The organism is Enterobacter sp. HSTU-ASh6 (assembly GCF_026319105.1).
Classification (GTDB): Bacteria; Pseudomonadota; Gammaproteobacteria; order Enterobacterales; family Enterobacteriaceae; genus Enterobacter; species Enterobacter sichuanensis.
The window spans coordinates 154,372-179,545 of record NZ_WSPD01000007.1 but is presented as its reverse complement, the minus strand read 5'-3'; the positions used below and the strand labels follow the sequence as shown (position 1 = coordinate 179,545).

General features: G+C 54.4%; 22 protein-coding genes. 14 read left to right on the top strand and 8 right to left on the bottom strand.

Annotation, left to right across the window (positions count from 1 at the left end):
* Window positions 1–207 precede the first annotated feature (207 nt).
* From lon to bolA, 5 genes are all read right to left on the bottom strand, one after another.
* Window positions 208–2,562, bottom strand: a complete 2,355-nt coding sequence (gene lon / locus GM298_RS10975; protein ID WP_023334706.1) for an endopeptidase La — start codon at window positions 2,560–2,562, stop codon at window positions 208–210.
* 182 nt (window positions 2,563–2,744) lie between these two features.
* On the bottom strand, window positions 2,745–4,019 hold the full coding sequence (clpX, locus tag GM298_RS10970) for an ATP-dependent protease ATP-binding subunit ClpX (RefSeq protein WP_008503316.1): 1,275 nt from the start codon (window positions 4,017–4,019) through the stop codon (window positions 2,745–2,747).
* A gap of 127 nt (window positions 4,020–4,146) precedes the next feature.
* Complete coding sequence (clpP, locus tag GM298_RS10965) at window positions 4,147–4,770, bottom strand: ATP-dependent Clp endopeptidase proteolytic subunit ClpP (protein ID WP_008503317.1); 624 nt, start codon at window positions 4,768–4,770, stop codon at window positions 4,147–4,149.
* A gap of 259 nt (window positions 4,771–5,029) precedes the next feature.
* Complete coding sequence (tig, locus tag GM298_RS10960; protein WP_008503318.1) at window positions 5,030–6,328, bottom strand: trigger factor; 1,299 nt, start codon at window positions 6,326–6,328, stop codon at window positions 5,030–5,032.
* 330 nt (window positions 6,329–6,658) lie between these two features.
* Window positions 6,659–6,976: a transcriptional regulator BolA gene (gene bolA / locus GM298_RS10955; RefSeq protein ID WP_013095855.1), complete on the bottom strand. Its 318-nt coding sequence runs from the start codon at window positions 6,974–6,976 to the stop codon at window positions 6,659–6,661.
* A 305-nt stretch (window positions 6,977–7,281) separates the two neighbouring features.
* On the opposite strand from bolA, the gene GM298_RS10950 reads away from it, so the two are divergent.
* From GM298_RS10950 to GM298_RS10915, 8 genes are all read left to right on the top strand, one after another.
* Window positions 7,282–7,860 carry a lipoprotein gene (locus GM298_RS10950; protein ID WP_025756179.1) on the top strand — a complete coding sequence of 193 codons (579 nt, stop codon included), beginning with the start codon at window positions 7,282–7,284 and terminating at the stop codon, window positions 7,858–7,860.
* A gap of 45 nt (window positions 7,861–7,905) precedes the next feature.
* Window positions 7,906–9,381 (top strand): muropeptide MFS transporter AmpG, encoded by a 1,476-nt coding sequence (gene ampG / locus GM298_RS10945; RefSeq protein ID WP_025756180.1) that lies wholly within the window; start codon window positions 7,906–7,908, stop codon window positions 9,379–9,381.
* A 478-nt stretch (window positions 9,382–9,859) separates the two neighbouring features.
* Window positions 9,860–10,807, top strand: a complete 948-nt coding sequence (gene cyoA, locus GM298_RS10940; RefSeq protein ID WP_266154105.1) for a cytochrome o ubiquinol oxidase subunit II — start codon at window positions 9,860–9,862, stop codon at window positions 10,805–10,807.
* A gap of 16 nt (window positions 10,808–10,823) precedes the next feature.
* A complete protein-coding gene (cyoB, locus tag GM298_RS10935) occupies window positions 10,824–12,815 on the top strand; it encodes a cytochrome o ubiquinol oxidase subunit I (RefSeq protein WP_025756181.1) in 1,992 nt (663 codons plus the stop codon).
* Window positions 12,805–13,419, top strand: coding sequence for a cytochrome o ubiquinol oxidase subunit III (locus GM298_RS10930; protein WP_025756182.1), 615 nt, complete (start codon window positions 12,805–12,807; stop codon window positions 13,417–13,419). Before cyoB ends, GM298_RS10930 begins: the two co-directional genes overlap by 11 nt.
* Entirely contained in the window at window positions 13,419–13,745 is a 327-nt protein-coding gene (locus tag GM298_RS10925; RefSeq protein WP_025756183.1) for a cytochrome o ubiquinol oxidase subunit IV, read from the top strand. The genes GM298_RS10930 and GM298_RS10925 overlap by 1 nt, the downstream gene beginning before the upstream one ends.
* 11 nt (window positions 13,746–13,756) lie before the next feature.
* Window positions 13,757–14,644 (top strand): heme o synthase, encoded by an 888-nt coding sequence (cyoE, locus tag GM298_RS10920; protein WP_025756184.1) that lies wholly within the window; start codon window positions 13,757–13,759, stop codon window positions 14,642–14,644.
* A gap of 149 nt (window positions 14,645–14,793) precedes the next feature.
* On the top strand, window positions 14,794–16,155 hold the full coding sequence (locus GM298_RS10915; protein WP_266154104.1) for an MFS transporter: 1,362 nt from the start codon (window positions 14,794–14,796) through the stop codon (window positions 16,153–16,155).
* Window positions 16,156–16,186: 31 nt separating this feature from the next.
* Here the strand turns inward: GM298_RS10915 and GM298_RS10910 are convergent, their stop codons facing one another.
* Window positions 16,187–16,678, bottom strand: coding sequence for a YajQ family cyclic di-GMP-binding protein (locus tag GM298_RS10910; protein ID WP_025756186.1), 492 nt, complete (start codon window positions 16,676–16,678; stop codon window positions 16,187–16,189).
* A gap of 121 nt (window positions 16,679–16,799) precedes the next feature.
* Between GM298_RS10910 and panE the strand changes: the two genes are divergently transcribed.
* On the top strand, window positions 16,800–17,711 hold the full coding sequence (gene panE / locus GM298_RS10905) for a 2-dehydropantoate 2-reductase (RefSeq protein WP_266154103.1): 912 nt from the start codon (window positions 16,800–16,802) through the stop codon (window positions 17,709–17,711).
* A complete protein-coding gene (gene yajL, locus GM298_RS10900; protein ID WP_025756188.1) occupies window positions 17,674–18,267 on the top strand; it encodes a protein deglycase YajL in 594 nt (197 codons plus the stop codon). The genes panE and yajL overlap by 38 nt, the downstream gene beginning before the upstream one ends.
* Before the next feature lie 93 nt (window positions 18,268–18,360).
* Here yajL and thiI read toward each other — a convergent pair whose 3' ends face one another.
* On the bottom strand, window positions 18,361–19,809 hold the full coding sequence (gene thiI / locus GM298_RS10895; protein WP_047957877.1) for a tRNA uracil 4-sulfurtransferase ThiI: 1,449 nt from the start codon (window positions 19,807–19,809) through the stop codon (window positions 18,361–18,363).
* A 191-nt stretch (window positions 19,810–20,000) separates the two neighbouring features.
* Here thiI and xseB point away from each other — a divergent pair, with 191 nt between their 5' ends.
* The 4 genes from xseB to GM298_RS10875 all read left to right on the top strand — a co-directional run bounded on the left by xseB (window position 20,001) and on the right by GM298_RS10875 (window position 24,067).
* Window positions 20,001–20,243, top strand: coding sequence for an exodeoxyribonuclease VII small subunit (xseB, locus tag GM298_RS10890; RefSeq protein ID WP_008503331.1), 243 nt, complete (start codon window positions 20,001–20,003; stop codon window positions 20,241–20,243).
* Entirely contained in the window at window positions 20,244–21,143 is a 900-nt protein-coding gene (gene ispA / locus GM298_RS10885) for a (2E,6E)-farnesyl diphosphate synthase (protein ID WP_126800428.1), read from the top strand. It begins immediately after the preceding gene.
* 24 nt (window positions 21,144–21,167) lie between these two features.
* Window positions 21,168–23,030, top strand: a complete 1,863-nt coding sequence (dxs, locus tag GM298_RS10880) for a 1-deoxy-D-xylulose-5-phosphate synthase (protein ID WP_128338627.1) — start codon at window positions 21,168–21,170, stop codon at window positions 23,028–23,030.
* Window positions 23,031–23,092: 62 nt separating this feature from the next.
* Complete coding sequence (locus GM298_RS10875; protein ID WP_047957875.1) at window positions 23,093–24,067, top strand: aldo/keto reductase; 975 nt, start codon at window positions 23,093–23,095, stop codon at window positions 24,065–24,067.
* 62 nt (window positions 24,068–24,129) lie between these two features.
* On the opposite strand, the gene thiL is transcribed toward GM298_RS10875, so the two are convergent.
* A complete protein-coding gene (gene thiL / locus GM298_RS10870; RefSeq protein ID WP_266154102.1) occupies window positions 24,130–25,101 on the bottom strand; it encodes a thiamine-phosphate kinase in 972 nt (323 codons plus the stop codon).
* Window positions 25,102–25,174: the final 73 nt, after the last annotated feature.

The following is a 25,174-nucleotide window of genomic DNA, read 5'->3' as shown; positions in this document are numbered from 1 at the left end:
TCTCTTCCTCTCTTTATAATTTATATCGCGTCTGAATCCTTCACAACGCGACCGCGCAGCAGTTATATCAGGCCTGCCATGACCTTACAACACCCGTTGTTGATGGCTGACCTAATCAGCAATCTAAATTAGCTATACAAAAAAAGGCTGGCAAGTGCGAAATCACTTACCAGCCTTGTTTTTATTGACGCTCTTTGCGCGAGGTCACTATTTTGCGGTTACAACCTGCATTCCGGAAGGTTCATTCTGCAATGCGAGACTAAGAACTTCCTCAATTCGCTTAACAGGATGGATCTGCAGATCGGCAATCACGTTGTCCGGAATCTCTTCCAGATCGCGTTTGTTTTCGTACGGGATCAATACGGTTTTGATCCCACCGCGATGTGCCGCCAGCAGTTTTTCTTTTAACCCACCGATTGGCAGAACCTGACCACGCAGGGTGATTTCACCAGTCATCGCCACATCGGCGCGCACCGGGTTGCCGGTCAGACAGGAAACCAGCGCGGTACACATGGCAATACCCGCGCTTGGGCCATCTTTCGGCGTTGCCCCTTCAGGAACGTGGACGTGGATGTCGCGTTTTTCATAGAAATCCGGGTTGATGCCCAGTTTTTCTGCGCGCGCGCGCACCACGGTCAGCGCCGCCTGTATGGACTCCTGCATCACTTCACCCAGAGAACCGGTGTAGGTCAGTTTGCCTTTGCCCGGGACACAAGCGGTTTCGATGGTCAGCAGATCGCCGCCCACTTCCGTCCATGCCAGACCAGTCACCTGGCCCACACGGTTTTCGTTGTCCGCGCGACCGTAGTCGAAACGCTGAACGCCGAGATAGGCATGCAGATTATCGCCGTTAATCACAATGTGTTTCAGGCTCTTATCCAGCAGCAGCTGTTTCACCGCTTTACGACACAGTTTAGAGATTTCACGCTCAAGGCTACGCACGCCCGCTTCACGGGTGTAATAACGGATAATGCCAATAATCGCGCTGTCCTCTACGGTCAGCTCGTTGGCTTTCAGCGCGTTACGCTCTATCTGTTTCGGCAGCAGGTGCTGCTTAGCAATGTTCAGCTTCTCATCTTCGGTATAACCGGAGAGACGAATCACTTCCATACGGTCCAGCAGCGGGGCCGGAATATTCATGGAATTCGACGTCGCGACAAACATGACGTCGCTCAGGTCGTAGTCCACTTCCAGGTAGTGATCGCTGAACGCCACGTTCTGTTCTGGATCAAGCACTTCCAGCAGAGCCGAGGCCGGATCGCCACGCATGTCCGAGGACATTTTGTCGATCTCATCGAGCAAGAACAGCGGGTTTTTAACGCCCACTTTCGCCATTTTCTGAATCAGTTTACCCGGCATAGAACCGATGTAGGTGCGGCGGTGACCGCGGATTTCCGCTTCATCGCGTACGCCACCCAGCGCCATACGGATATACTTACGGCCGGTCGCTTTGGCAATGGACTGGCCCAGAGAGGTTTTACCCACCCCCGGCGGTCCTACCAGGCAAAGAATAGGGCCTTTAATTTTGTTCACACGGCTCTGTACCGCAAGGTACTCAAGAATGCGGTCTTTCACACGTTCCAGGCCGTAGTGGTCGGTATCCAGGATTTCCTGTGCCTGACGCAGGTCTTTTTTGACCTTGCTGCGGGCGTTCCACGGAACCTGTACCATCCACTCAATGTAGCCGCGCACCACGGTCGCTTCCGCCGACATCGGAGACATCATTTTCAGCTTCTGCAGTTCTGCTTCCGCTTTCTCTTTCGCCTCTTTCGGCATCTTCGCCGCATCGATCTTGCGCTTCAGCGCTTCGTTTTCGTCCGGCGCGTCGTCCATCTCGCCGAGCTCTTTCTGAATGGCTTTCATTTGCTCATTCAGATAGTACTCACGTTGAGATTTCTCCATCTGCTTTTTCACGCGGTTGCGAATACGCTTCTCAACCTGCAGCAGATCGATTTCAGACTCCATCATCGCCATCAGGTATTCCAGACGTTCGTTAACGTCGGACATTTCCAGCACGGACTGTTTGTCAGCCAGCTTCAGCGGCATATGGGCAGCGATGGTGTCCGCCAGACGCGCAGGATCGTCGATGCTGTTCAGCGACGTCAGCACTTCTGGTGGGATTTTCTTGTTCAGCTTGATGTAGCCTTCAAACTGGCTAATCGCGGTGCGCACCAGCACTTCCTGCTCGCGCTCATCCAGTTCGGGCGAATCAAGGTACTCTGCCTTCGCGGAGAAGTGTTCGCCATCGTCTGACAGAGTGGTAATACGCGCACGCTGCAGACCTTCTACCAGCACCTTCACGGTGCCGTCAGGCAGCTTCAGCATCTGCAAAATAGAGGCCACGGTCCCGACGGTGAAAAGATCGTTTACACCCGGCTCATCCGTTGATGCTTCTTTCTGCGCCACCAGCATGATTTTTTTATCATGATCCATAGCGGCTTCGAGGCAACGGATAGATTTTTCCCGCCCTACAAATAAGGGTATGACCATGTGCGGATAAACCACCACATCGCGCAACGGCAATACGGGGATTTCAATGCGTTCAGAACGCTCAGGATTCATAGAGCTCTCTCTTAGTTAGTGTCCGCCAGGTAAGCTGGTCATGTCACTGTGCTTCACATAACCATTAACATGTATCCAGTATATGGGGATGTTTCCCACACATTCAACGCTATGAATAAGGAAAAAGTAAAGGGGAGATAAAATCCCCCCTTTTTGATTAACTGCTTGTATGATTTGGTGAATTATTCGCCAGACGCCTGCTGTGCTTCCGGTTTACCGTAAATCAGCAGTGGCTTGGTTTGACCGCTAATCACGGACTCGTCAATCACCACTTTTTCCACGTCTTCCATTGAAGGCAGATCGTACATGGTGTCGAGCAGAGCCGCTTCAACGATAGAACGCAGGCCACGCGCGCCGGTTTTACGGCTCATTGCTTTTTTGGCAATCGCATCCAGCGCTTCGTCACGGAATTCCAGGTCAACGCCTTCCAGATTGAAAAGCGCCTGATACTGCTTGGTCAGCGCATTTTTCGGCTCTTTCAGGATCTGGATCAGCGCCTCTTCACTCAGTTCATTCAGGGTTGCCACCACCGGCAGACGACCGATGAACTCAGGGATCAGACCGAACTTGATCAGATCTTCTGGTTCAACCTGTGCCAGGAGCTCGCCTTCGTTCGGTTTTTCGGACGTTGATTTCACCGTTGCGCCAAAACCAATGCCGGAGCCGGTTTCAACACGGTGGGAGATGACTTTATCCAGACCGGCAAACGCACCGCCACAGATGAACAGGATTTTGGAGGTATCAACCTGCAGGAACTCCTGCTGAGGGTGTTTACGTCCCCCCTGCGGCGGAACGGCAGCAACCGTCCCTTCAATCAGCTTCAGCAGTGCCTGCTGTACGCCTTCACCTGATACATCACGGGTGATGGAAGGGTTGTCTGATTTACGGGAGATCTTGTCGATCTCATCGATGTAAACGATCCCGCGCTGGGCTTTCTGTACGTCGTAATCGCACTTCTGCAGCAGTTTCTGGATGATGTTTTCAACGTCCTCACCCACATAACCGGCTTCGGTCAGGGTGGTGGCATCCGCCATGGTGAACGGAACATCCAGCAGACGCGCCAGGGTTTCAGCCAGCAGCGTTTTACCGGACCCGGTTGGGCCGATCAGCAGAATGTTACTTTTACCCAGTTCTACGCCATTGCTGGTATCGCCGTTGCGCAGACGTTTGTAGTGGTTGTATACCGCTACCGCCAGTACTTTCTTGGCCTGCTCCTGACCGATGACATAGTCGTCAAGGTGATGACGAATTTCATGCGGCGTTGGCAGCGCGCTGCGTTCGCGGTGTGGCGCGACTTCTTTAATCTCTTCGCGAATGATGTCGTTACATAAATCGACACATTCGTCGCAGATATACACGGACGGCCCGGCAATCAGTTTACGCACTTCATGCTGGCTTTTGCCGCAAAAAGAGCAGTACAGCAGTTTGCCCGAACCATCTTTGCGTTTATCTGTCATGAGTCCAAACCTCTTTTTAAGTTCTTTGTGCCGCACATGACGACGCAAATGCTATTCTAAGACGCAAGCTGCTCTCAGGCAGAGTGCCGCCCTACCTTAGTATAGCGGCACACTCGCGTCGCGGGCATCAATTACGATGGGTCAACACGGAGTCGACTAAGCCGTACTCAACTGCTTCTGAAGCAGAGAGGAAGCGATCGCGCTCGGTATCGCGCTCGATCTGCTCGAGGGGTTGACCCGTATGCTGCGCCATAAGTTCATTCATGCGCGCTTTTACTTTCAGGATTTCGCGGGCGTGGATTTCAATATCCGTCGCCTGCCCCTGGTAACCGCCCAGCGGCTGGTGAATCATCACGCGGGAATTCGGCAAGCAGAAACGCTTACCCTTAGCCCCTGCTGTTAACAGGAACGCGCCCATAGATGCAGCCTGACCCATACAGATAGTGCTTACATCAGGCTTGATGAATTGCATGGTGTCATAAATGGACATACCTGCTGTAATCACGCCACCCGGGGAGTTAATGTACAGGTAAATGTCTTTTTCCGGGTTTTCCGCTTCCAGAAACAGCATCTGCGCCACGATCAGGTTAGCCATATGGTCTTCCACCTGGCCTGTCAGAAAGATAACGCGTTCCTTGAGCAGACGGGAATAGATATCAAAAGAACGCTCACCACGTGAGGTCTGTTCAATAACCATTGGCACCAGAGCCATATGGGGTGCAAAGTTATCTCGTTCGCCACTGTATGACATTTCCGTCTCCTGGATCAAAATTGAAAACACCTGCTGTACTGATTGTAACCTTACGGACGGATTATCAGCCAGTCTCATTCATCATGATTACGTACTTATGGGGTTCACAGTGCCCTATTTCAAGCATAACAACCTTTTGTTGTTACGCTAACACCGAAAGGGCGTTTTAGCACTCTTCCTGGGCTAAGCTGCGATAAAAAAAACCCGCTGCCGCAAGGCAACGGGTTTTCTGTTCAAACTTTAAACCGTCAGGGCGAAATTACGCCTGCTGGTTCATCAGTTCGTTGAAAGAGGTCGCTTTTTCGGTCACTTTCGCTTTCGCCAGTACCGCTTCAACAGCCTGCTCTTCCAGGGCAACGTTGCGCATGTTGTCCATCAGCTCTTTGTTCTTACCGTAGAACTCGATCACTTCTGATGGATCTTCGTATGCAGAAGCCATCTCTTCGATCAGGCCTTTCACACGCTCTTCGTCAGCTTTCAGCTCGTGGGTACGAATCACTTCGCCCAGCAGCAGGCCAACAACAACGCGGCGTTTTGCCTGCTCTTCGAACAGTTCGCGTGGCAGTTCCATCGCTTGCTGCTGGTTGCCACCGAAACGCTGTGCAGCCTGACGGCGCAGCACGTCGATTTCGCTGTCGATCAGGGCAGCTGGCACGTCGATTTCGTTCGCTTTCACCAGACCTTCGATCGCCTGAGATTTAACACGGTTACGCACCGCGCCATTCAGCTCGCGCTCCATGTTTTTACGCACTTCGGTACGCAGGCCCGCGACAGAACCATCTTCCACGCCGAAACGCTTGATGAATTCTTCAGTCAGTTCTGGCAGTTCGCGCTCTTCAACTTTCTTCAGGTTGATAACGAACTTCGCCGCTTTACCTTTCAGGTTTTCAGCGTGGTACTCTTCCGGGAAGGTCACGTCGATGGTGAACTCTTCGCCCGCTTTGTGACCTTTGATACCGTCTTCGAAGCCTGGGATCATACGACCCTGGCCCATCGCCAGTACGAAGTCAGACGCTTTGCCGCCTTCGAACTCTTCGCCGTCTACAGAACCGGTGAAGTCGATGGTCACACGGTCTTCCGCGTCAACAGCGCCTTCTTTCTCTTTCCAGTTCGCCTGCTGCTTACGCAGGGTGTCCAGCATGCCGTCAACGTCTTCGTCAGTCACGGATACAATCGGTTTTTCAACTTCGATAGATTCCAGACCTTTCAGCTCGACTTCCGGATACACTTCGAACTCTACAGAGTAGGTGAAGTCTTCGCCCAGTTTGTATTCGCCTGGAACGTAGTTCGGCGCGCCGGCCGGATTGATTTTTTCTTTGATGATCGCATCAATAAAGTTACGGCTCATCAGCTCACCCAGCACATCCTGACGCACAGAAGCGCCATAACGCTGAGCAACAACATTCATTGGTACTTTGCCCTTACGGAAGCCGTCAATACGTACTTTTTTTGCTACGTTGACCAGCTCGCTTTTCACAGCAGTTTCGATGCTGTCAGCAGCGATAGTAATCGTTACACGGCGGCCAAGGCCTTGAGTGGTTTCAACTGAAACTTGCATCTTGTTACCTCAAAAAAATCACAGTGCTCGGTCAACTCTGAATCTGTCTGTTATACCGGGATGCTCTCTTAGTGCAGATTCACATTCCCTGTCGCCAGAATCATCCCGAAGACATTCATTAAGACGCGGCATTATAGCGGCATCACTTAGGTGAGTCGAGAACGGTTGGGGCATGTTGCTGCGGCTTTTTTCACACTTTAAGGCTATTTTTAGCCTTAAAAACGCACCATCCGCTCAAAACTCAGACAAAACAAAACGGCCCGGAGGCCGTTTTGAGGAAATCTGTAAGCAACATACTGGAAAAACTCCAGCCGTTGCAAATCCGATTTATCAAGCGATGGTGCCTGCTCCCCGGCAAGGTGGGGAGGCAAAAACCGTATCCTGCAAGCCTTCCCACTCCTTAATGGTGTAGGTATGCAACGCCAGGGCATGTACGGTTGTGGAGAGTTCTTCCGTCAAGGTGCTGTAGATCAAGCGGTGTCGGTTCAGGAAACGTTCTCCCGTGAAGCGATCGCTAACCAGAACCACTTTGAAGTGGCTTTCAGAACCTGCCGGTACGTTATGACGATAGCTCTCGTCGACGACTTCGAGGAACACAGGGTTGAACGCTGCCCTTAATTTATCTTCTATCTGCTCACGTATCATCATGAAATTACTCCTCCGACAACGCCAGGATGTCACCCATCCCTTTAAATATTAGCCGCTTTTACCGTTTCCATTACACCTTGACAACAAATATTTAGCTTTCGTCTTATTTTCTCACCCAAACGAATGAAGTTTACTGTGTGGCTCATACGTTTTGTCATTCCGCGAGGGAGAAAAAGGGTGAGCTGGTCAGTTTTCAGACAAGGCGATGAATTTACATGCGTTGACCACTTCCCCTGGCCGTTGGCGATGTTATGATGGCGGCAATTTTTTCTCTCTCTATGCTTACGATTCGTGAGAACCTTAAAATGTTAAAAAAACTCTTCTTCCCGTTGGTAGCCCTTTTTATGCTGGCAGGCTGCGCAACCCCGCCAACCACCATTGATGTTTCACCTAAAATCACCCTGCCTCAGCAGGACCCAAGCCTGATGGGCGTCACCGTGAGCATTAACGGTGCCGATCAGCGTCAGGATCAGGCTCTGGCGAAGGTGACCCGCGACAACCAGCTGGTGACATTGACCGCGTCCCGCGACCTGCGTTTCCTGCTGCAGGAAGTGCTGGAAAAACAGATGACCTCTCGCGGTTATATGGTTGGCCCAAGCGGCGCGGTGGATCTGCAGATCATCGTGAACAACCTGTACGCTGACGTCTCCCAGGGTAACGTGCGCTACAACATCGCCACTAAAGCGGATATCGCCATCATCGCGACCGCGAAGAATGGCAACAAGATGACCAAAAATTACCGTGCGAGCTACTCTGTAGAAGGCGCGTTCCAGGCGTCTAATAAAAATATTGCTGATGCGGTTAACAGCGTGCTGACGGACACTATCTCCGACATGGCGCAGGACACCAGCATTCACGACTTCATCAAACAGAACGCGCGTTAATCCTGCTGGCTGACCCGGTGTGTTACCGGGTCAGTTGCTAAGAACATGTCCAGTCAATACTTACGTATTTTCCAGCAACCGAAATCAGCCATTCTGCTGATCCTCGGCTTTGCCTCGGGTTTACCCCTCGCGCTCACTTCCGGCACGCTTCAGGCATGGATGACGGTCGAGAATATCGATCTTAAAACCATCGGTTTCTTCTCGCTGGTGGGCCAGGCCTATGTCTTTAAGTTCCTGTGGTCTCCGGTCATGGATCGCTACACGCCGCCCTTCCTGGGGCGTCGTCGTGGCTGGCTGGTGATGACCCAGGTCCTGCTGCTGCTGGCCATTGCGGGGATGGGTTTTCTTGAACCCACCTCGCAGTTACGCTGGATGGCCGCGCTCGCGGTGGTGATTGCCTTCTGCTCCGCTTCCCAGGATATCGTGTTCGACGCCTGGAAGACGGACGTCTTACCGGCGGAAGAGCGCGGTGCTGGTGCGGCCATCAGCGTGCTGGGCTATCGCCTCGGGATGCTGGTCTCCGGCGGGCTGGCTCTCTGGCTGGCCGACCGTTATCTCGGCTGGCAGGGCATGTACTGGCTGATGGCTGCCCTGCTTATCCCGTGCATTATCGCGACGCTGTTTGCGCCCGAACCGAGTGATGTAATCCCGGTTCCCCGTACGCTGGAGCAGGCCGTCGCCGAACCACTGCGTGATTTCTTTGGCCGTAACAACGCCTGGCTGATCCTGCTGCTTATCGTCCTTTATAAGCTCGGCGATGCCTTTGCGATGAGCCTGACTACCACCTTCCTTATCCGGGGCGTCGGTTTTGATGCCGGCGAGGTGGGTGTGGTGAATAAAACGCTGGGGTTGTTCGCGACCATCGTCGGTGCGCTCTACGGTGGTGTATTAATGCAGCGCCTGACGCTGTTCCGCGCACTGTTGATTTTCGGCATCCTGCAAGGGGCGTCTAACGCAGGTTACTGGCTGCTGTCGATCACCGACAAACATATGGTCAGCATGGCTACCGCGGTATTCTTTGAAAACCTCTGTGGCGGGATGGGGACCGCGGCATTTGTCGCCCTGCTGATGACGCTCTGCAACAAGTCGTTTTCTGCCACGCAGTTCGCACTGCTCTCAGCACTCTCTGCCGTTGGCCGCGTCTACGTGGGGCCGATTGCTGGCTGGTTTGTTGAAGCCCATGGCTGGCCGACGTTTTATCTCTTCTCTGTGGTTGCTGCGGTGCCGGGGATTTTATTACTGCTGGTCTGCCGTCAGACGCTGGAATATACCCAGCGAACAGAACACTTTATGCCGCGCACCGAATATCATCGCGCCTACCGTTTTGCGTTACGTCTGTTAATGACGGGCTGTGTTGCCCTGGCTCTCTGGCTGGTCGTGCTCATTATTAATGCCAGCACGTCGCTGGCGCTCCCTCTGGAAGCCCTTCTGCTGGACGCTGGCGCCCTGCTGGCCGTCGTCGGGATCCTGACGGGAGGCGTGCTCGATTTCATGGCGCTGCGTAAAACGCGCATGACCTGAAGAAAAATGCGAAAGGTTATTTCCCGTTGTAATCACTAAGCGAAATTATAACGGTGAAATAGCCAGCAACCGCTAAAAAAATATTTGTTGTTTTGTGCGGGATAGGATTTGGAAATTATTGGCTCCGGTTCCAAAACACTATTTTTCATTAAACGATTCAGCATTGGGAAGTTTGATTTTTCGTTTTTTAGATGTCTTTTTATTGATAATTAATTGTTAATTTTTTGTTTATTTTTAACAATGGTTATACCAATTGCCCCTTTTAGGGTATGCTTGGGGGTCCTTTCGTTATAAAGCCCATGCCATGCGGCTTCGGTCATAAAAACCGACATAATTTGCAACACTTGTGACACGTGCGGCAGAACCCGGTAACACCTTCCTGACACAGGCCTAATGATGTTTACAGTAATGTAACCTTCCCGTAAAATGCCCGCACACTTTAAACGCCACCAGACTCCCGTGGAATTGAGGTCGTTAAATGAGACTCAGGAAATACAATAAAAGTTTGGGATGGTTGTCATTATTCGCAGGCACTGTATTACTCAGTGGCTGTGATTCTGCACTACTAGACCCCAAAGGACAGATTGGACTGGAACAACGTTCACTGATATTGACGGCTTTTGGCCTGATGTTGATTGTGGTTATTCCAGCCATTTTGATGGCTGTTGGTTTCGCCTGGAAGTATCGTGCGAGCAATAAAGATGCGAAGTATAGCCCGAACTGGTCACACTCCAATAAAGTGGAAGCTGTGGTCTGGACGGTACCTATCCTTATCATCCTGTTCCTTGCCGTGCTGACCTGGAAAACCACTCACGCACTTGAGCCAAGCAAACCGCTGGTTCACGATGAAAAACCTATTACCATCGAAGTGGTCTCCATGGACTGGAAATGGTTCTTCATCTATCCAGAGCAGGGCATTGCTACCGTGAATGAAATCGCCTTCCCGGCGAACACTCCGGTTCAGTTCGAAGTGACCTCCAACTCCGTAATGAACTCCTTCTTCATCCCACGTCTGGGTAGCCAGATTTACGCGATGGCCGGTATGCAGACTAACCTGCACCTGATCGCGAATGAAGCAGGCACCTATGATGGTATCTCCGCCAGCTATAGCGGCCCGGGCTTCTCAGGTATGAAGTTCAAAGCTATCGCAACGCCGGACCGTGCCGCTTTCGACCAGTGGGTTGCAAAAGCGAAGCAGTCTCCAAACACCATGTCTGACATGGCGGCGTTCGAAAAAGTGGCTGCACCTAGCGAATACAACAAGGTGGAGTACTTCTCTAACGTGAAACCTGATTTGTTCAAAGACGTTATTGGCAAATTTATGGATCACGGCAAGAGCATGGACATGACCCAGCCTGAAGGCGAGCACAGCGCGCACGAAGGTATGGAAGGCATGGACATGAGCCACGCGGAAACCGCTCACTAAGGGGCCGAGGAAGAAAATGTTCGGAAAATTGACACTGGATGCAGTGCCCTACCATGAACCGATTATCATGGTTACGGTGGCTGCGATTATCATCGGTGGTGCGGCCTTACTGGCCTTAATCACTTACTTCGGTAAGTGGAGCTACCTGTGGAACGAGTGGCTGACTTCGGTTGACCACAAAAAACTCGGTATCATGTACTGCATCGTCGGTATCGTCATGTTAATTCGTGGCTTTGCGGATGCGATCATGATGCGTAGCCAGCAGGCACTCGCGTCTGCGGGTGAAGCCGGCTTCCTGCCGCCGCACCACTACGATCAGATCTTTACCGCCCACGGCGTTATCATGATCTTCTTCGTGGCGATGCCGCTGGTTATCGGTCTGATGAACGTGGTCGTTCCGCTGCAAATCGGCGCGCGCGACGTTGCGTTCCCGTTCCTGAACAACCTGAGCTTCTGGTTCACGGTTGTCGGCGTAATCCTGGTTAACCTGTCACTGGGTGTGGGCGAATTCGCGCAGACCGGCTGGCTGGCTTACCCGCCGCTGTCAGGAATCGAGTACAGTCCGGGCGTAGGTGTCGACTACTGGATTTGGGCGCTTCAGCTCTCCGGTGTTGGTACAACCCTGACCGGTATCAACTTCTTCGTGACCATTATCAAGATGCGTGCCCCGGGCATGACCATGTTCAAGATGCCGGTATTTACCTGGGCATCGCTGTGCGCCAACATCCTGATTATCGCGTCCTTCCCAATTCTGACCGTCACCATCGCGCTGCTGACCCTGGACCGCTACCTGGGCACCCATTTCTTCACGAATGATATGGGTGGCAACATGATGATGTACATCAACCTGATTTGGGCCTGGGGTCACCCGGAAGTGTACATCCTGGTTCTGCCTGTCTTCGGTGTGTTCTCCGAAATCGCAGCAACCTTCTCGCGTAAACGTCTGTTTGGTTACACCTCGCTGGTGTGGGCAACCGTCTGTATTACCGTTCTGTCGTTCATCGTTTGGCTGCACCACTTCTTCACCATGGGTGCGGGCGCGAACGTAAACGCCTTCTTCGGTATTACCACCATGATTATCGCCATCCCGACCGGGGTGAAGATCTTCAACTGGCTGTTCACCATGTATCAGGGCCGTATCGTGTTCCACTCAGCCATGCTGTGGACCATCGGCTTCATCGTGACCTTCTCCGTAGGTGGGATGACCGGCGTACTGCTGGCGGTACCAGGTGCTGACTTCGTTCTGCACAACAGTCTGTTCCTGATTGCGCACTTCCATAACGTTATCATCGGTGGCGTGGTCTTCGGCTGCTTCGCTGGCGTAACCTACTGGTGGCCAAAAGCGTTCGGCTTCACGCTGAACGAGAAATGGGGTAAACGCGCGTTCTGGTTCTGGATCATCGGTTTCTTCGTGGCATTTATGCCGCTGTACGTGCTGGGCTTCATGGGTATGACCCGTCGTCTGAGCCAGCAGATTGATCCGCAGTTCCACCCAATGCTGATGGTTGCAGCGGGCGGTGCGGTGCTGATTGCCTGTGGTATCGCGTCTCAGCTGATTCAGTTCTACGTGTCTATTCGCGACCGCGACCAGAACCGTGACCTGACCGGTGACCCATGGGGTGGCCGTACGCTGGAGTGGGCAACCTCTTCTCCACCGCCTTTCTATAACTTTGCCGTTGTGCCGCAGGTTCATGAACGCGACGCATTCTGGGAAATGAAAGAAAAAGGTGAAGCGTACAAGCAACCTGCTCATTACGAAGAGATCCACATGCCGAAAAACAGCGGTGCGGGCATTGTGATTGCCGCTTTCGCAACGGTATTTGGTTTCGCAATGATCTGGCACATCTGGTGGATGGCGATTGTTGGCTTCGCTGGCATCGTAATCAGCTGGATTGTGAAGAGCTTTGACGAGGACGTGGACTACTACGTACCAGTCCGTGAAGTTGAAAAGCTGGAAAATCAGCATTTCGACGAGATTTCTAAAGCGGGGCTGAAAAATGGCAACTGATACTCTGGCGCACTCGACTGCCCACGCGCATGAACATGCGCACCACGATACAGGACCGACCAAAGTCTTCGGTTTCTGGATCTACCTGATGAGCGACTGCATTCTGTTCTGCTGTCTGTTCGCGACCTATGCCGTTCTGGTGAACGGCACAGCGGGCGGCCCGACCGGTAAGGACATCTTTGAACTGCCGTTCGTTCTGGTTGAAACCGCACTGCTGTTATTCAGCTCCATCACCTACGGCATGGCGGCTATCGCCATGTACAAAAACAACAAGAGCCAGGTTGTCTCCTGGCTGGCGTTGACCTGGTTGTTTGGTGCTGGATTTATCGGGATGGAAATCTATGAATTCCATCATCTGATCCTGGAAGGCTTCGGTCCGGATCGCAGTGGCTTCCTGTCAGCGTTCTTCGCGCTGGTCGGTACCCACGGTCTGCACGTGACCTCCGGTCTGATCTGGATGGCAGTACTGATGTTCCAGATCTCCCGTCGCGGCCTGACCAGTACTAACCGTACCCGTATCCTGTGCCTGAGCCTGTTCTGGCACTTCCTGGACGTGGTGTGGATCTGTGTGTTCTCTGTAGTGTATCTGATGGGGGCGATGTAATGAGTCATTCAAACGATCATGGCGCTTCCCACGGTAGCGTAAAAACCTACATGACAGGTTTTATCCTGTCGATCATCCTGACGGTGATCCCGTTCTGGATGGTGATGAGCGGTTCTGCCTCCAAGCCGGTTATTCTGGGTGCAATCCTGGTGACCGCGGTGGTTCAGATTCTGGTGCATCTGGTTTGCTTCCTGCACATGAACACCAAGTCCGATGAAGGCTGGAACATGACGGCCTTCATCTTTACCGTGATTATCATCGCTATCCTGGTAGTCGGTTCCATCTGGATTATGTGGAACCTCAACTACAACATGATGGTTCACTAAGAGCGGCGAGTATGTTTAAGCAATACCTGCAAGTAACGAAACCAGGCATCATCTTTGGCAACCTGATCTCCGTGATCGGAGGGTTCCTGCTGGCCTCTAAAGGCAGCATTGATTACACCCTCTTTATTTACACGCTGGTCGGTGTGTCACTGGTTGTTGCGTCCGGTTGTGTATTTAACAACTACATCGACATGGATATCGACAAGAAGATGGAAAGGACCAAAAATCGGGTGCTGGTGAAAGGCCTGATCGCCCCTTCCGTCTCGCTGGTGTACGCCACCTTGCTGGGTATTGCTGGCTTTATGCTGCTGTGGTTTGGTGCTAACCCGCTGGCCTGCTGGCTGGGGGTGATGGGGTTCGTGGTGTATGTGGGCATTTACAGCCTGTATATGAAACGTCACTCCGTGTACGGCACGCTGATTGGTTCTCTCTCCGGCGCTGCGCCGCCGGTGATTGGCTACTGCGCGGTCACGAACGAGTTCGACAGCGGTGCGGCTATCCTGCTGGCTATCTTTAGCCTGTGGCAGATGCCGCACTCCTATGCCATCGCGATTTTCCGCTTTAAGGATTATCAGGCAGCGAACATCCCGGTTCTGCCGGTCGTGAAAGGCATCTCTGTAGCCAAGAACCACATTACGCTCTACATCATCGCCTTTGCTGTCGCAACGCTGATGCTCTCTCTGGGTGGCTACGCTGGATACAAATATCTGGCGGTAGCGGCTGCAGTGAGCGTCTGGTGGCTCGGTATGGCGCTGCGCGGTTACAAAGTGGAAGATGACAAAGTCTGGGCACGCAAACTGTTTGTGTTCTCGATTGTCGCCATCACCTCGCTTTCCGTGATGATGTCCGTAGATTTTATGGTGCCGGATTCACACAACCTGCTGACTTACGTCTGGTAAGCCACAACAGGTGAATAAAGGGGTGCTTCGGCACCCTTTTTTATTCACTGAATCTATTAATAACGCATGTAATATTTGTTAAATAACCCTTTATTTACCCCGCCCCTTCCCCGCACTACACTATGGCCTGCTTTTGAACTGAGGTGGTAATGAACGATTATAAAATGACGCCAGGCGAGCTTCGCGCGACCTGGGGCTTAGGGACTGTCTTCTCGCTACGGATGCTTGGCATGTTTATGGTCCTGCCTGTTCTGACCACGTACGGTATGGCCCTGCAGGGCGCCAGCGAGGCGCTGATTGGCCTGGCGATTGGCATTTACGGCCTGGCACAGGCGGTATTCCAGATCCCGTTTGGCCTGCTCTCTGACCGGGTGGGCCGCAAGCCGCTGATCGTCGGCGGACTGCTGGTCTTTGTTCTCGGCAGCATCATTGCCGCCCTCTCCCACTCCATCTGGGGAATTATTCTTGGCCGCGCCCTGCAGGGTTCCGGCGCAATTGCCGCCGCGGTGATGGCGCTGCTGTCAGACTTAACCCGCGAGCAGAACCGTACCAAAGCGATGGCGTTTATCGGCGTGAGCTTTGGCGTCACCTTTGCAATTGCGATGGTGCTGGGCCCCATTATTACCCATGCGCTTGGTCTGCACGCCCTGTTCTGGATGATTGCCGTGCTGGCGACGATCGGGATTGCCTTAACCCTGTGGGTGGTGCCGGACAGCAAAAACCACGTCCTGAACCGTGAATCAGGGATGGTAAAAGGCTGCTTCAGCAAGGTGATTGTTGAACCCCGCCTGCTCAAGCTCAATTTTGGCATTATGTGTTTGCACATCCTGCTGATGTCGACCTTTGTCGCCCTGCCCGGCCAGCTTGCCGCTGCAGGTTTCCCGGCGGCTGAGCACTGGAAAATTTATCTGGTCACGATGCTGATTTCGTTTGTCTCCGTCGTGCCGTTTATCATCTACGCCGAAGTGAAGCGCAAAATGAAGCGCGTCTTCGTGGGTTGCGTGGCGGTCCTGCTGATTGCCGAGATCGTGCTCTGGGGCGCCGGCCCGCACTTCTGGGAGCTGATCGCCGGCGTGCAGCTCTTCTTCCTCGCCTTTAACCTGATGGAAGCGTTGCTCCCGTCGCTGATCAGCAAAGAGTCTCCCGCCGGCTACAAAGGTACGGCGATGGGCATTTACTCCACCAGCCAGTTTCTCGGCGTGGCGATCGGCGGCTCACTTGGGGGCTGGGTTGACGGGCTGTTTGATTCACAAACCGTATTTCTCGCCGGTGCGCTACTGGCGACGGTCTGGCTGCTGGTCGCCAGCACCATGAAAGAGCCGAGCTACGTGAGCAGCCTGCGGGTAGAAATTCCGGATGACGTTGCGATTAACGATGCGCTGAAGCAGCGTCTCGAAGCCAAAGAGGGGGTGACAGAGGTGCTTATTGTCGCGGAAGAACGCAGCGCTTACGTCAAAATAGACAGTAAAGTGACCAACCGTTTTGAGGTCGAGCAGGCGCTCAGCGCCTGAAAAAAAGCCCGGTTAAACCGGGCTCTCTTTATTAATCGCGGAAGTTTTTAAACTGGAACGGTTGTCCCAGATCGCCGCCACGCACCAGCGCCATCACGGACTGCAGGTCATCGCGTGACTTTCCGGTAACACGAATTTCTTCGCCCTGGATCTGCGCCTGCACCTTCAGCTTGCTGTCTTTGATGAGCTTAACGATCTTCTTCTGCACCGCGCTCTCAATGCCCTGCTTCAGTTTGGCTTCCACAAACCAGGTTTTACCGCTGTGGACAAAGTCTTCCGGCACATCCAGAGACGTCCCTTCAATGCCGCGTTTTAACAGCTTAGCGCGCAGAATGTCGAGCAGCTGGTTCACCTGGAAATCAGACTCGCTCAGCACCTTAATGGTCTTATTTGCATCGTTGAGCTCAAACGACGCCTCTACGCCACGAAAATCGAAACGTGACTCAACTTCGCGGGTTGCGTTCTCAACGCCGTTGCGAACTTCCTGGATATCAACTTCGGAAACAATATCGAAAGATGGCATCTTTTCTTCTCCCTTCACTTTTGTTGCGTTGCATAATACCCGCTACGAGACATAACTCAACAGAAGCTTAGCTGTATAATTAAGCTGTAACACCTGGCGCAGTTGCAGGTGAGGAGGAACAATGAAAATTACAGTGCTCGGATGCGGAGCCCTTGGTCAGCTATGGCTGACTGCGTTGTGCAAGCATGGACATGAGGTTCAGGGCTGGCTGCGCGTGCCCCAGCCCTATTGCAGTGTAAACCTGATTGGTGAAGACGGAAGCATCTTTAACGAATCCCTCACTGCGAACGATCCGGATTTCCTGGCGCAAAGCGATCTTTTACTGGTGACGCTCAAAGCGTGGCAGGTCTCGGACGCGGTCAAAACCCTGGCCGCGCAGCTCCCCCCCACGTCCCCCATCCTGCTGCTGCATAACGGCATGGGGACCCTGGATGAACTGAAAAGCGTCCCGCAGCCCCTGCTGATGGCGACAACCACTCACGCTGCACGCCGCGACGGTAACATTATTGTCCATGTCGCCAGCGGCGTGACGCACATCGGGCCTGCCAGACCGCAGGATGGGGACTACAGTTATCTGGCTGATGTCCTGCAGAAGGTATTACCTGACGTCGCCTGGCATAACCACATTCGTCCTCAACTCTGGCGCAAGCTGGCCGTCAACTGCGTGATTAACCCACTGACGGCGCTGTGGAACTGCCCAAACGGGGAGCTGAAAAATCATCCAGATGAGGTTGCGCTGCTGTGTGCGGAAGTCGCGGCGGTTGTTGAGCGGGAAGGCTTGCATACCTCGGCAGACGATTTACGCTGTTATGTCGACCAGGTCATTGAGAGTACCGCAGAAAACATCTCCTCAATGCTGCAGGATGTTCGGGCATTACGCCACACAGAGATCGACTATATCACGGGATATCTGCTAAAACGCGCCCGCGCGCACGGCATCGCGGTGCCGGAAAACGCCCGTCTGTATGACCTGGTTAAACGTAAGGAGAGTGAATATGAGCGCGTCAGCACTGATCTGTCTCGCCCCTGGTAGCGAAGAGATGGAAGCGGTCACTACCATTGATTTGATGGTGCGCGGCGGCATTAAGGTCACCACCGCCAGCGTCGCCAGCGACGGTAATCTGGCTATCACCTGCTCGCGCGGGGTGAAGATCCTCGCGGATGCCCCGCTTGTGCAGGTGGCTGACGGGGAGTATGACATTATCGTGCTGCCCGGTGGCCTGAAGGGTGCGGAGTGTTTTCGTGACAGCCCGTTGCTGGTCGAGACCGTGCGTCAGTTCCATCTTTCGGGCCGTATCGTGGCCGCCATTTGTGCTGCGGCCGGCACGGTGCTGGTACCCCATGACATCTTCCCCATCGGCAACATGACCGGCTTCCCGGGGCTTAAGGATACGATCCCGGAAGAGCAGTGGGTGGATAAACGCGTGGTCTGGGATCCGCGCGTCAACCTGCTGACCAGCCAGGGGCCAGGCACCGCGATTGATTTTGGCTTAAAGATTATCGACCTGCTGGTCGGGCGCGAAAAAGCGTACGAAGTGGCATCATCGCTGGTGATGCCGGCGGGAATTTATAATTACTATGAAGAGTAGTGCATAAAAAAGCCGGGTGGCGGCTACACCTTACCCGGCCTACAAATGCACGGTATCGTAGGCCCGGTAAGCGAAGCGCTACCGGGCGAGAAACTACGGACGATATACCTTCACATTGGCAAAGCCCTGCTCGCGCAGATACAGCGCCTGCAGACGGCTCATCACCCCGCGCTCACACCACAGCAGGTACGTTTTGCTCTGGTCGAGGTCGCCAAACTTCGTGCTCAGCTTGTAGAACGGCAGCGAAACCACTTCCACACCGTCTACCTGCAGCGGCTTGTCATCCTGCTCATCAATAGAGCGGATATCCAGAATCGCATCGTTCGCACCGAAACCGCTCACGGTTTCCACTTCAACCACGTCCTGTTCGGTCTGCTGGGCAATTTCGCGGATATCAATGTTGGACGCTTCCGCCACCACTTTATCCAGAATGCTGAAATCGAAGTTCTCTTCTTCCGCTTCGATCTTCGCTTTCACCGCTTTAACGGTCGGGCTTTTTGAGATCACACCGCAGTATTCCGGCATGGTGCGGGCAAAATCTTCGGTACCAATTTCACGCGCCAGGTCGATGATGTGCTCTTTGTCGTGGGAGATCAGCGGGCGCAGGATCAGGGTATCAGACACATTGTCGATAAGGCGCAGATTGGTCAGCGTCTGGCTGGAGACCTGGCCCAGCGCTTCCCCGGTGACCAGCGCCTGCACGCCGTAGCGCTCCGCTACTTTGGATGCCGCACGCACCATCATACGCTTCAGGATGACACCCATCTGGCCATCGTCCACTTTCTCAAGAATTTCGCCGACCACAGGTTCGAAGTTGATCGCCACAAAACGCACGCGGTGGGAGCTGCCGAAGCGGTTCCACAGATAATGCGCAACCTGACGAACGCCGATTTCGTGCGCCGCACCGCCCAGGTTGAAGAAGCAGTAGTGCACGCGGCAGCCGCGGCGCATCAGCATATAGCTGGAGACGCCGGAGTCGAAGCCGCCGGAGATCAGGGACAGGACATCTTCCTGAGTCCCGATCGGGAAACCGCCAATACCTTCATAGCGCCCTTTCACCAACAGCAGGCGATCGTTTTCGATCTCCAGATTCACGGTCACGTCCGGGTTGGTCAGACGCACGCGCGCAGACTCAACGTGCTGGTTCAGACCGCCGCCGACGTAACGTTCCACTTCAATGGAGCTGAATTCGTGTTTACCGCGACGCTTCACGCGCACGCAGAAGGTTTTGCCTTCAATCTGGTCGCGATACTGAACCAGCGCTTTCTCGAAGATATCGTGCATGTCGCTGAACGGGACATCTTCCACTTCCAGAATATGGTGGATCCCCGGGATACGGGTCAGGGCGTCACGAATGTCCTGACGTTTGTTTTCGTCTTTCGCACGGACTTCAACGTGGTCCCAGTGGCGCACCACGGCGAGGGTTTCGTCGTAGTGCTTTAATACGTTACGAATGTTCCCGGTGAGAATTTTAATGAAGCGCAAACGCACAGATTGGCTTTTGATGGTGATTTCAGGGAACAATTTAATGATAAACTTCATGGCGGCAATGTTTCTTAGGCAAGCGTATTAAGGCTTGTAATGGAAAAGAGTACAGCAGCCCACACCCGTGGCTGCATCCAGGCGCGCAAGTATACCACCATCGCGCCGCTCCTGTGCACATTGCGCGTTATTTGATAATTGCCCTGAGTCCGTTACCATGTCGGGGCTGAGAATATAAGAGTCAATTCACTATGCCGAAGAAGAACGACGCACCGGCCAGTTTCGAAACTGCGCTGAGTGAACTGGAGCAGATTGTCACCCGCCTTGAGAGCGGCGATCTCCCGCTGGAAGAGGCGCTCAACGAATTCGAGCGCGGCGTGCAGCTGGCACGCCAGGGGCAGGTCAAGCTGCAGCAGGCTGAACAGCGCGTACAGATCCTGCTGTCCGACAGCGAAGACGCGAAAACCACGCCTTTTACACCGGACGCCGAGTAAATGGATTTTGCCAACGAGCTTCAGGCGCGTGTCGTGCGCGCCAACGACGCCCTGCGCCGTTTCATTGCGCCCCAGCCTTTTCAGAACACTCCACTGGTTGAAGCCATGCACTATGGCGCACTCTTGGGGGGAAAGCGCCTGCGCCCGTTTCTGGTGTACGCCACAGGCAATATGTTTGGTATCAGCGATAACACGCTGGACGCCCCGGCCGCCGCCGTGGAGTGCATCCATGCCTACTCGCTGATCCACGATGATTTACCGGCCATGGATGATGACGATTTGCGTCGGGGTCAACCTACCTGCCACATCAAATTTGGCGAGGCGAATGCCATTCTGGCGGGTGATGCCCTGCAAACGCTGGCATTCTCGATCCTGAGCGATGCTCCTATGGCGGAAGTGGCTGACCGCGACCGCCTGGCAATGATCTCCGAACTGGCAATGGCCAGCGGCGTGGCCGGCATGTGCGGCGGACAGGCCCTCGATCTGGACGCGGAGGGACGTCAGGTTAATCTGGAACAGCTGGAGCGTATTCATCGCCATAAAACCGGGGCATTGATTCGTTCAGCCGTACGCCTGGGCGCGCTGAGCGCGGGTGAGCGAGGGCGCAAAGCCCTGCCGATTCTGGACAGATACGCCGAAAGTATCGGTCTGGCATTCCAGGTTCAGGATGACATTCTGGATGTGGTGGGCGATACTGCAACATTGGGAAAACGTCAGGGTGCGGACCAGCAGCTTGGCAAAAGTACCTACCCCGCCCTGCTGGGTCTTGAGCAAGCCCAGCGTAAAGCCCGGGATCTGATTGACGATGCCCGCCAGTCGCTGAATCTGCTGGCCGCGCAATCACTTGATACTTCGGCACTGGAAGCGCTAGCGGACTATATAATCCAGCGTGATAAATAAACACACTATCTCGATGAGCCTTTGATGAGTTTTGATATTGCCAAATACCCGACACTGGCGTTAGTTGACTCCACCCAGGAGTTACGTCTGTTGCCGAAAGAGAGCCTGCCGAAGCTGTGCGACGAGCTGCGTCGTTACCTGCTCGACAGCGTAAGCCGCTCCAGCGGCCATTTCGCCTCCGGGCTTGGCACGGTTGAGCTGACCGTGGCGCTTCACTATGTCTATAACACGCCGTTCGATCAGCTTATCTGGGACGTGGGCCACCAGGCCTATCCGCACAAAATTCTGACCGGACGTCGCGATAAGATTGGCACCATTCGTCAGAAAGGGGGCCTGCATCCGTTCCCGTGGCGCGGTGAGAGCGAGTACGACGTACTGAGCGTCGGTCACTCCTCCACCTCCATTTCAGCGGGCATCGGGATTGCCGTGGCCGCTGAAAAAGAGAACAAGCAGCGCCGCACCGTCTGCGTGATCGGCGACGGCGCCATCACCGCCGGGATGGCCTTTGAGGCCATGAACCACGCGGGCGACATCAAGCCGGACATGCTGGTGATTCTGAACGACAACGAAATGTCGATTTCCGAAAACGTCGGCGCGCTGAACAACCATCTGGCACAGCTGCTCTCCGGCAAGCTTTACTCAACGCTGCGTGAAGGCGGCAAGAAAGTCTTCTCCGGCGTACCGCCGATCAAAGAGCTGCTCAAACGTACCGAAGAGCACATCAAAGGCATGGTCGTGCCGGGCACGCTGTTTGAAGAGCTGGGCTTTAACTATATTGGTCCTGTTGACGGTCATGACGTGCTGGGGCTGGTGTCCACGCTCAAAAACATGCGCGACCTGAAAGGCCCGCAGTTCCTGCATATCATGACCAAGAAAGGGCGTGGTTACGAACCGGCGGAAAAAGATCCGATTACCTTCCACGCGGTACCGAAATTTGACCCGTCCAGCGGCTGTCTGCCGAAAAGCAGCGGCGGTATGCCGAGCTATTCAAAAATCTTCGGCGACTGGCTGTGCGAAACCGCCGCGAAAGACAATAAGCTGATGGCGATCACCCCGGCCATGCGCGAAGGCTCAGGCATGGTGGAGTTCTCTAAAAAATACCCTGACCAGTACTTTGACGTGGCCATTGCCGAGCAGCATGCGGTCACCTTTGCGGCGGGTCTGGCGATTGGCGGCTACAAACCGGTTGTCGCGATCTACTCCACCTTCCTGCAGCGCGCTTACGATCAGGTTATTCATGACGTGGCGATTCAGAAACTGCCGGTACTGTTTGCAATCGATCGTGCCGGCATAGTCGGTGCTGACGGCCAGACGCACCAGGGCGCATTTGATCTCTCCTTCCTGCGCTGCATCCCGGAGATGGTGATCATGACGCCAAGCGATGAGAACGAATGTCGTCAGATGCTGTTTACCGGCTACCACTATCAGGACGGGCCGAGCGCGGTTCGCTACCCGCGCGGTAATGCGGTGGGCGTTGAGCTGCAGCCGCTGGAGAAACTGGCGATCGGTAAAGGACTGGTAAAACGTCGTGGCGAGAAAGTGGCGATCCTGAACTTCGGCACGCTGATGCCAGAGGCCGCAAAGGTGGCGGAATCGCTGAATGCCACGCTGGTGGATATGCGTTTTGTGAAGCCGCTCGACGAATCCCTGATCCTCAGCATGGCTGAAACGCATGACGTGCTGGTCACCCTGGAAGAAAACGCCATCATGGGTGGCGCAGGCAGCGGCGTGAACGAGGTGCTGATGGCGAACCGTAAAGCCGTTCCGGTGCTTAACCTCGGTCTGCCGGACTACTTCATCCCACAAGGCACTCAGGACGAAGCCCGCGCGGCGATTGGCCTGGATGCTGCCGGTATCGAAGCCAAAATCCGCAACTGGCTGGCCTGATCCCTCCCCTTTTCCGCTCCTGCTATGCTTAAACGTATTGTTTAAACAGCAGGAGCGGAACCATGCAATACACGACATTAGGAAAAACAGATCTCAGGGTTTCCCGACTTTGTCTGGGATGCATGACCTTTGGTGAGCCCGACCGGGGGAACCACGCCTGGACGCTGCCGGAAGAGAGCAGCCGTCCGATTATCAAACGCGCCATTGAGGGCGGCATTAACTTCTTTGACACCGCTAACAGCTACTCCGACGGCAGCAGTGAGGAGATTGTTGGCCGTGCCCTGCGTGATTTTGCACGCCGGGATGAAATCGTCGTCGCCACCAAGGTGTACTACCCGGTGGGCGATCTGGCGGAAGGCCTTTCTCGCGCGCAGATCCTGCGCTCTATTGATGACAGCCTCAGACGCCTGAACATGGATTACGTCGACCTGCTGCAAATTCACCGTTGGGATTACAACACGCCGATCGAAGAGACGCTTGAAGCGCTCAACGACGTGGTGAAAGCCGGTAAAGCGCGCTACATCGGTGCATCGTCTATGCACGCATCGCAGTTTGCCCAGGCGCTGGATCTCCAGGCGCAGCACGGCTGGGCGCGCTTTGTCACCATGCAGGATCACTACAATTTGATCTATCGTGAAGAAGAGCGCGAGATGCTGCCGCTGTGCTACCAGGAGGGAGTAGCGGTCATCCCCTGGAGCCCGCTGGCGCGCGGACGTCTGACCCGTCCGTGGGGGGAAACCACGGCCCGGCTGGTATCCGATGAGGTGGGGAAAAATCTGTACGGCGGAACAGAAGCCAGCGATGCGCTGATTGCCGAACGTTTGGCCGGGATCGCCGACGATACCGGTGCAACCCGCGCCCAGGTGGCCCTGGCGTGGCTTCTGGGCAAGCGTGGTGTCGCGGCCCCCATTATCGGCACGTCCCGGGAAGAGCAGCTGGACGAACTGTTAAATGCGGTGGATATCACGCTTACGCCAGAGCAGATTGCCGAGCTGGAGACGCCGTATCAGCAGCATCCGGTGGTAGGGTATAAATAAGCCCTCTCTTTTGTAGACCGGGTAAGGCGTAGCCGCCACCCGGCAATACAGAGCGCAAAACATCACGCGAAGTGGTCGTACCCTTTCCAGTCCAGCGTCACGGGCGCACCGTCTTTCACAAACTTCAGCCCTTCACTCTCCGGCATAATCTGCCCGATACAGGTAAATTTCGCGCCGAGATGGGCTAACGCCACATCCAGCGTGCCACGGTTGAGTTCCGGAACGGTAAAGCACAATTCATAGTCTTCACCACCCGAGAGCGCCCAGCGCAGAGCCTGCTCAGGCTCCACATGGCGAAGCAGCTGCTCTGACAGCGGGAACAGATCCAGATCGATGCGCGCGCCAACGCCGCTGGCTTTCAGAATATGCCTGAGATCTGAGATAAGCCCGTCAGAGAGATCGATAGCCGAGCTTGCCCGCTCGCGCAGCGCCTGACCGTGCAGAATACGCGGCGTCGGGCGCAGATGGCGTTTCACCAGATAGGCCGCATCGTCAGCGTTCTTCACGGTTAAGCGATCCTGAAGAATCGCCAGGCCCGCGGCGCTGTCGCCCGGTGTACCGGTCACGTAGATCCAGTCGCCGGGTTTTGCACCCGAGCGCTTCAGCGCGCGACCGAGCGGCACATAGCCGTGGATCGCCAGCGTCATCGACAGCGGCCCGGCCGTGGTATCACCGCCGATCAGCTGCATATCGTAGTAGTTAAGCTGCTCAAACAGCGCATCGCTAAAGGCTTCAAGCCAGGCTTCATCCACCTCAGGCAACGTCAGAGCCAGCGTTAACCAGGCGGGATCGGCACCCATTGCCGCCAGATCGCTAACGTTAACCGCCAGTGCTTTATAGGCCAGATCGGCAGGATCGATATCCGGTAAAAAATGACGTCCGCACACTAAGGTGTCGGTGCTGATTGCCAGCGTCTGTTTTTCGGGAACATTGAGAAGTGCGCAGTCATCGCCAATGCCGGTTTCAACATCAAGACGAGAGGTTCTGACACGGTCGAAATAACGGGCAATCAGGGAGAATTCGCCGCATGCCATACGTTATGCCTCAGCAAATAAAAGAAAAAACCGGAGCCGCACTGCCCGTCAGGCAATGCAGGACTCCGGTTTG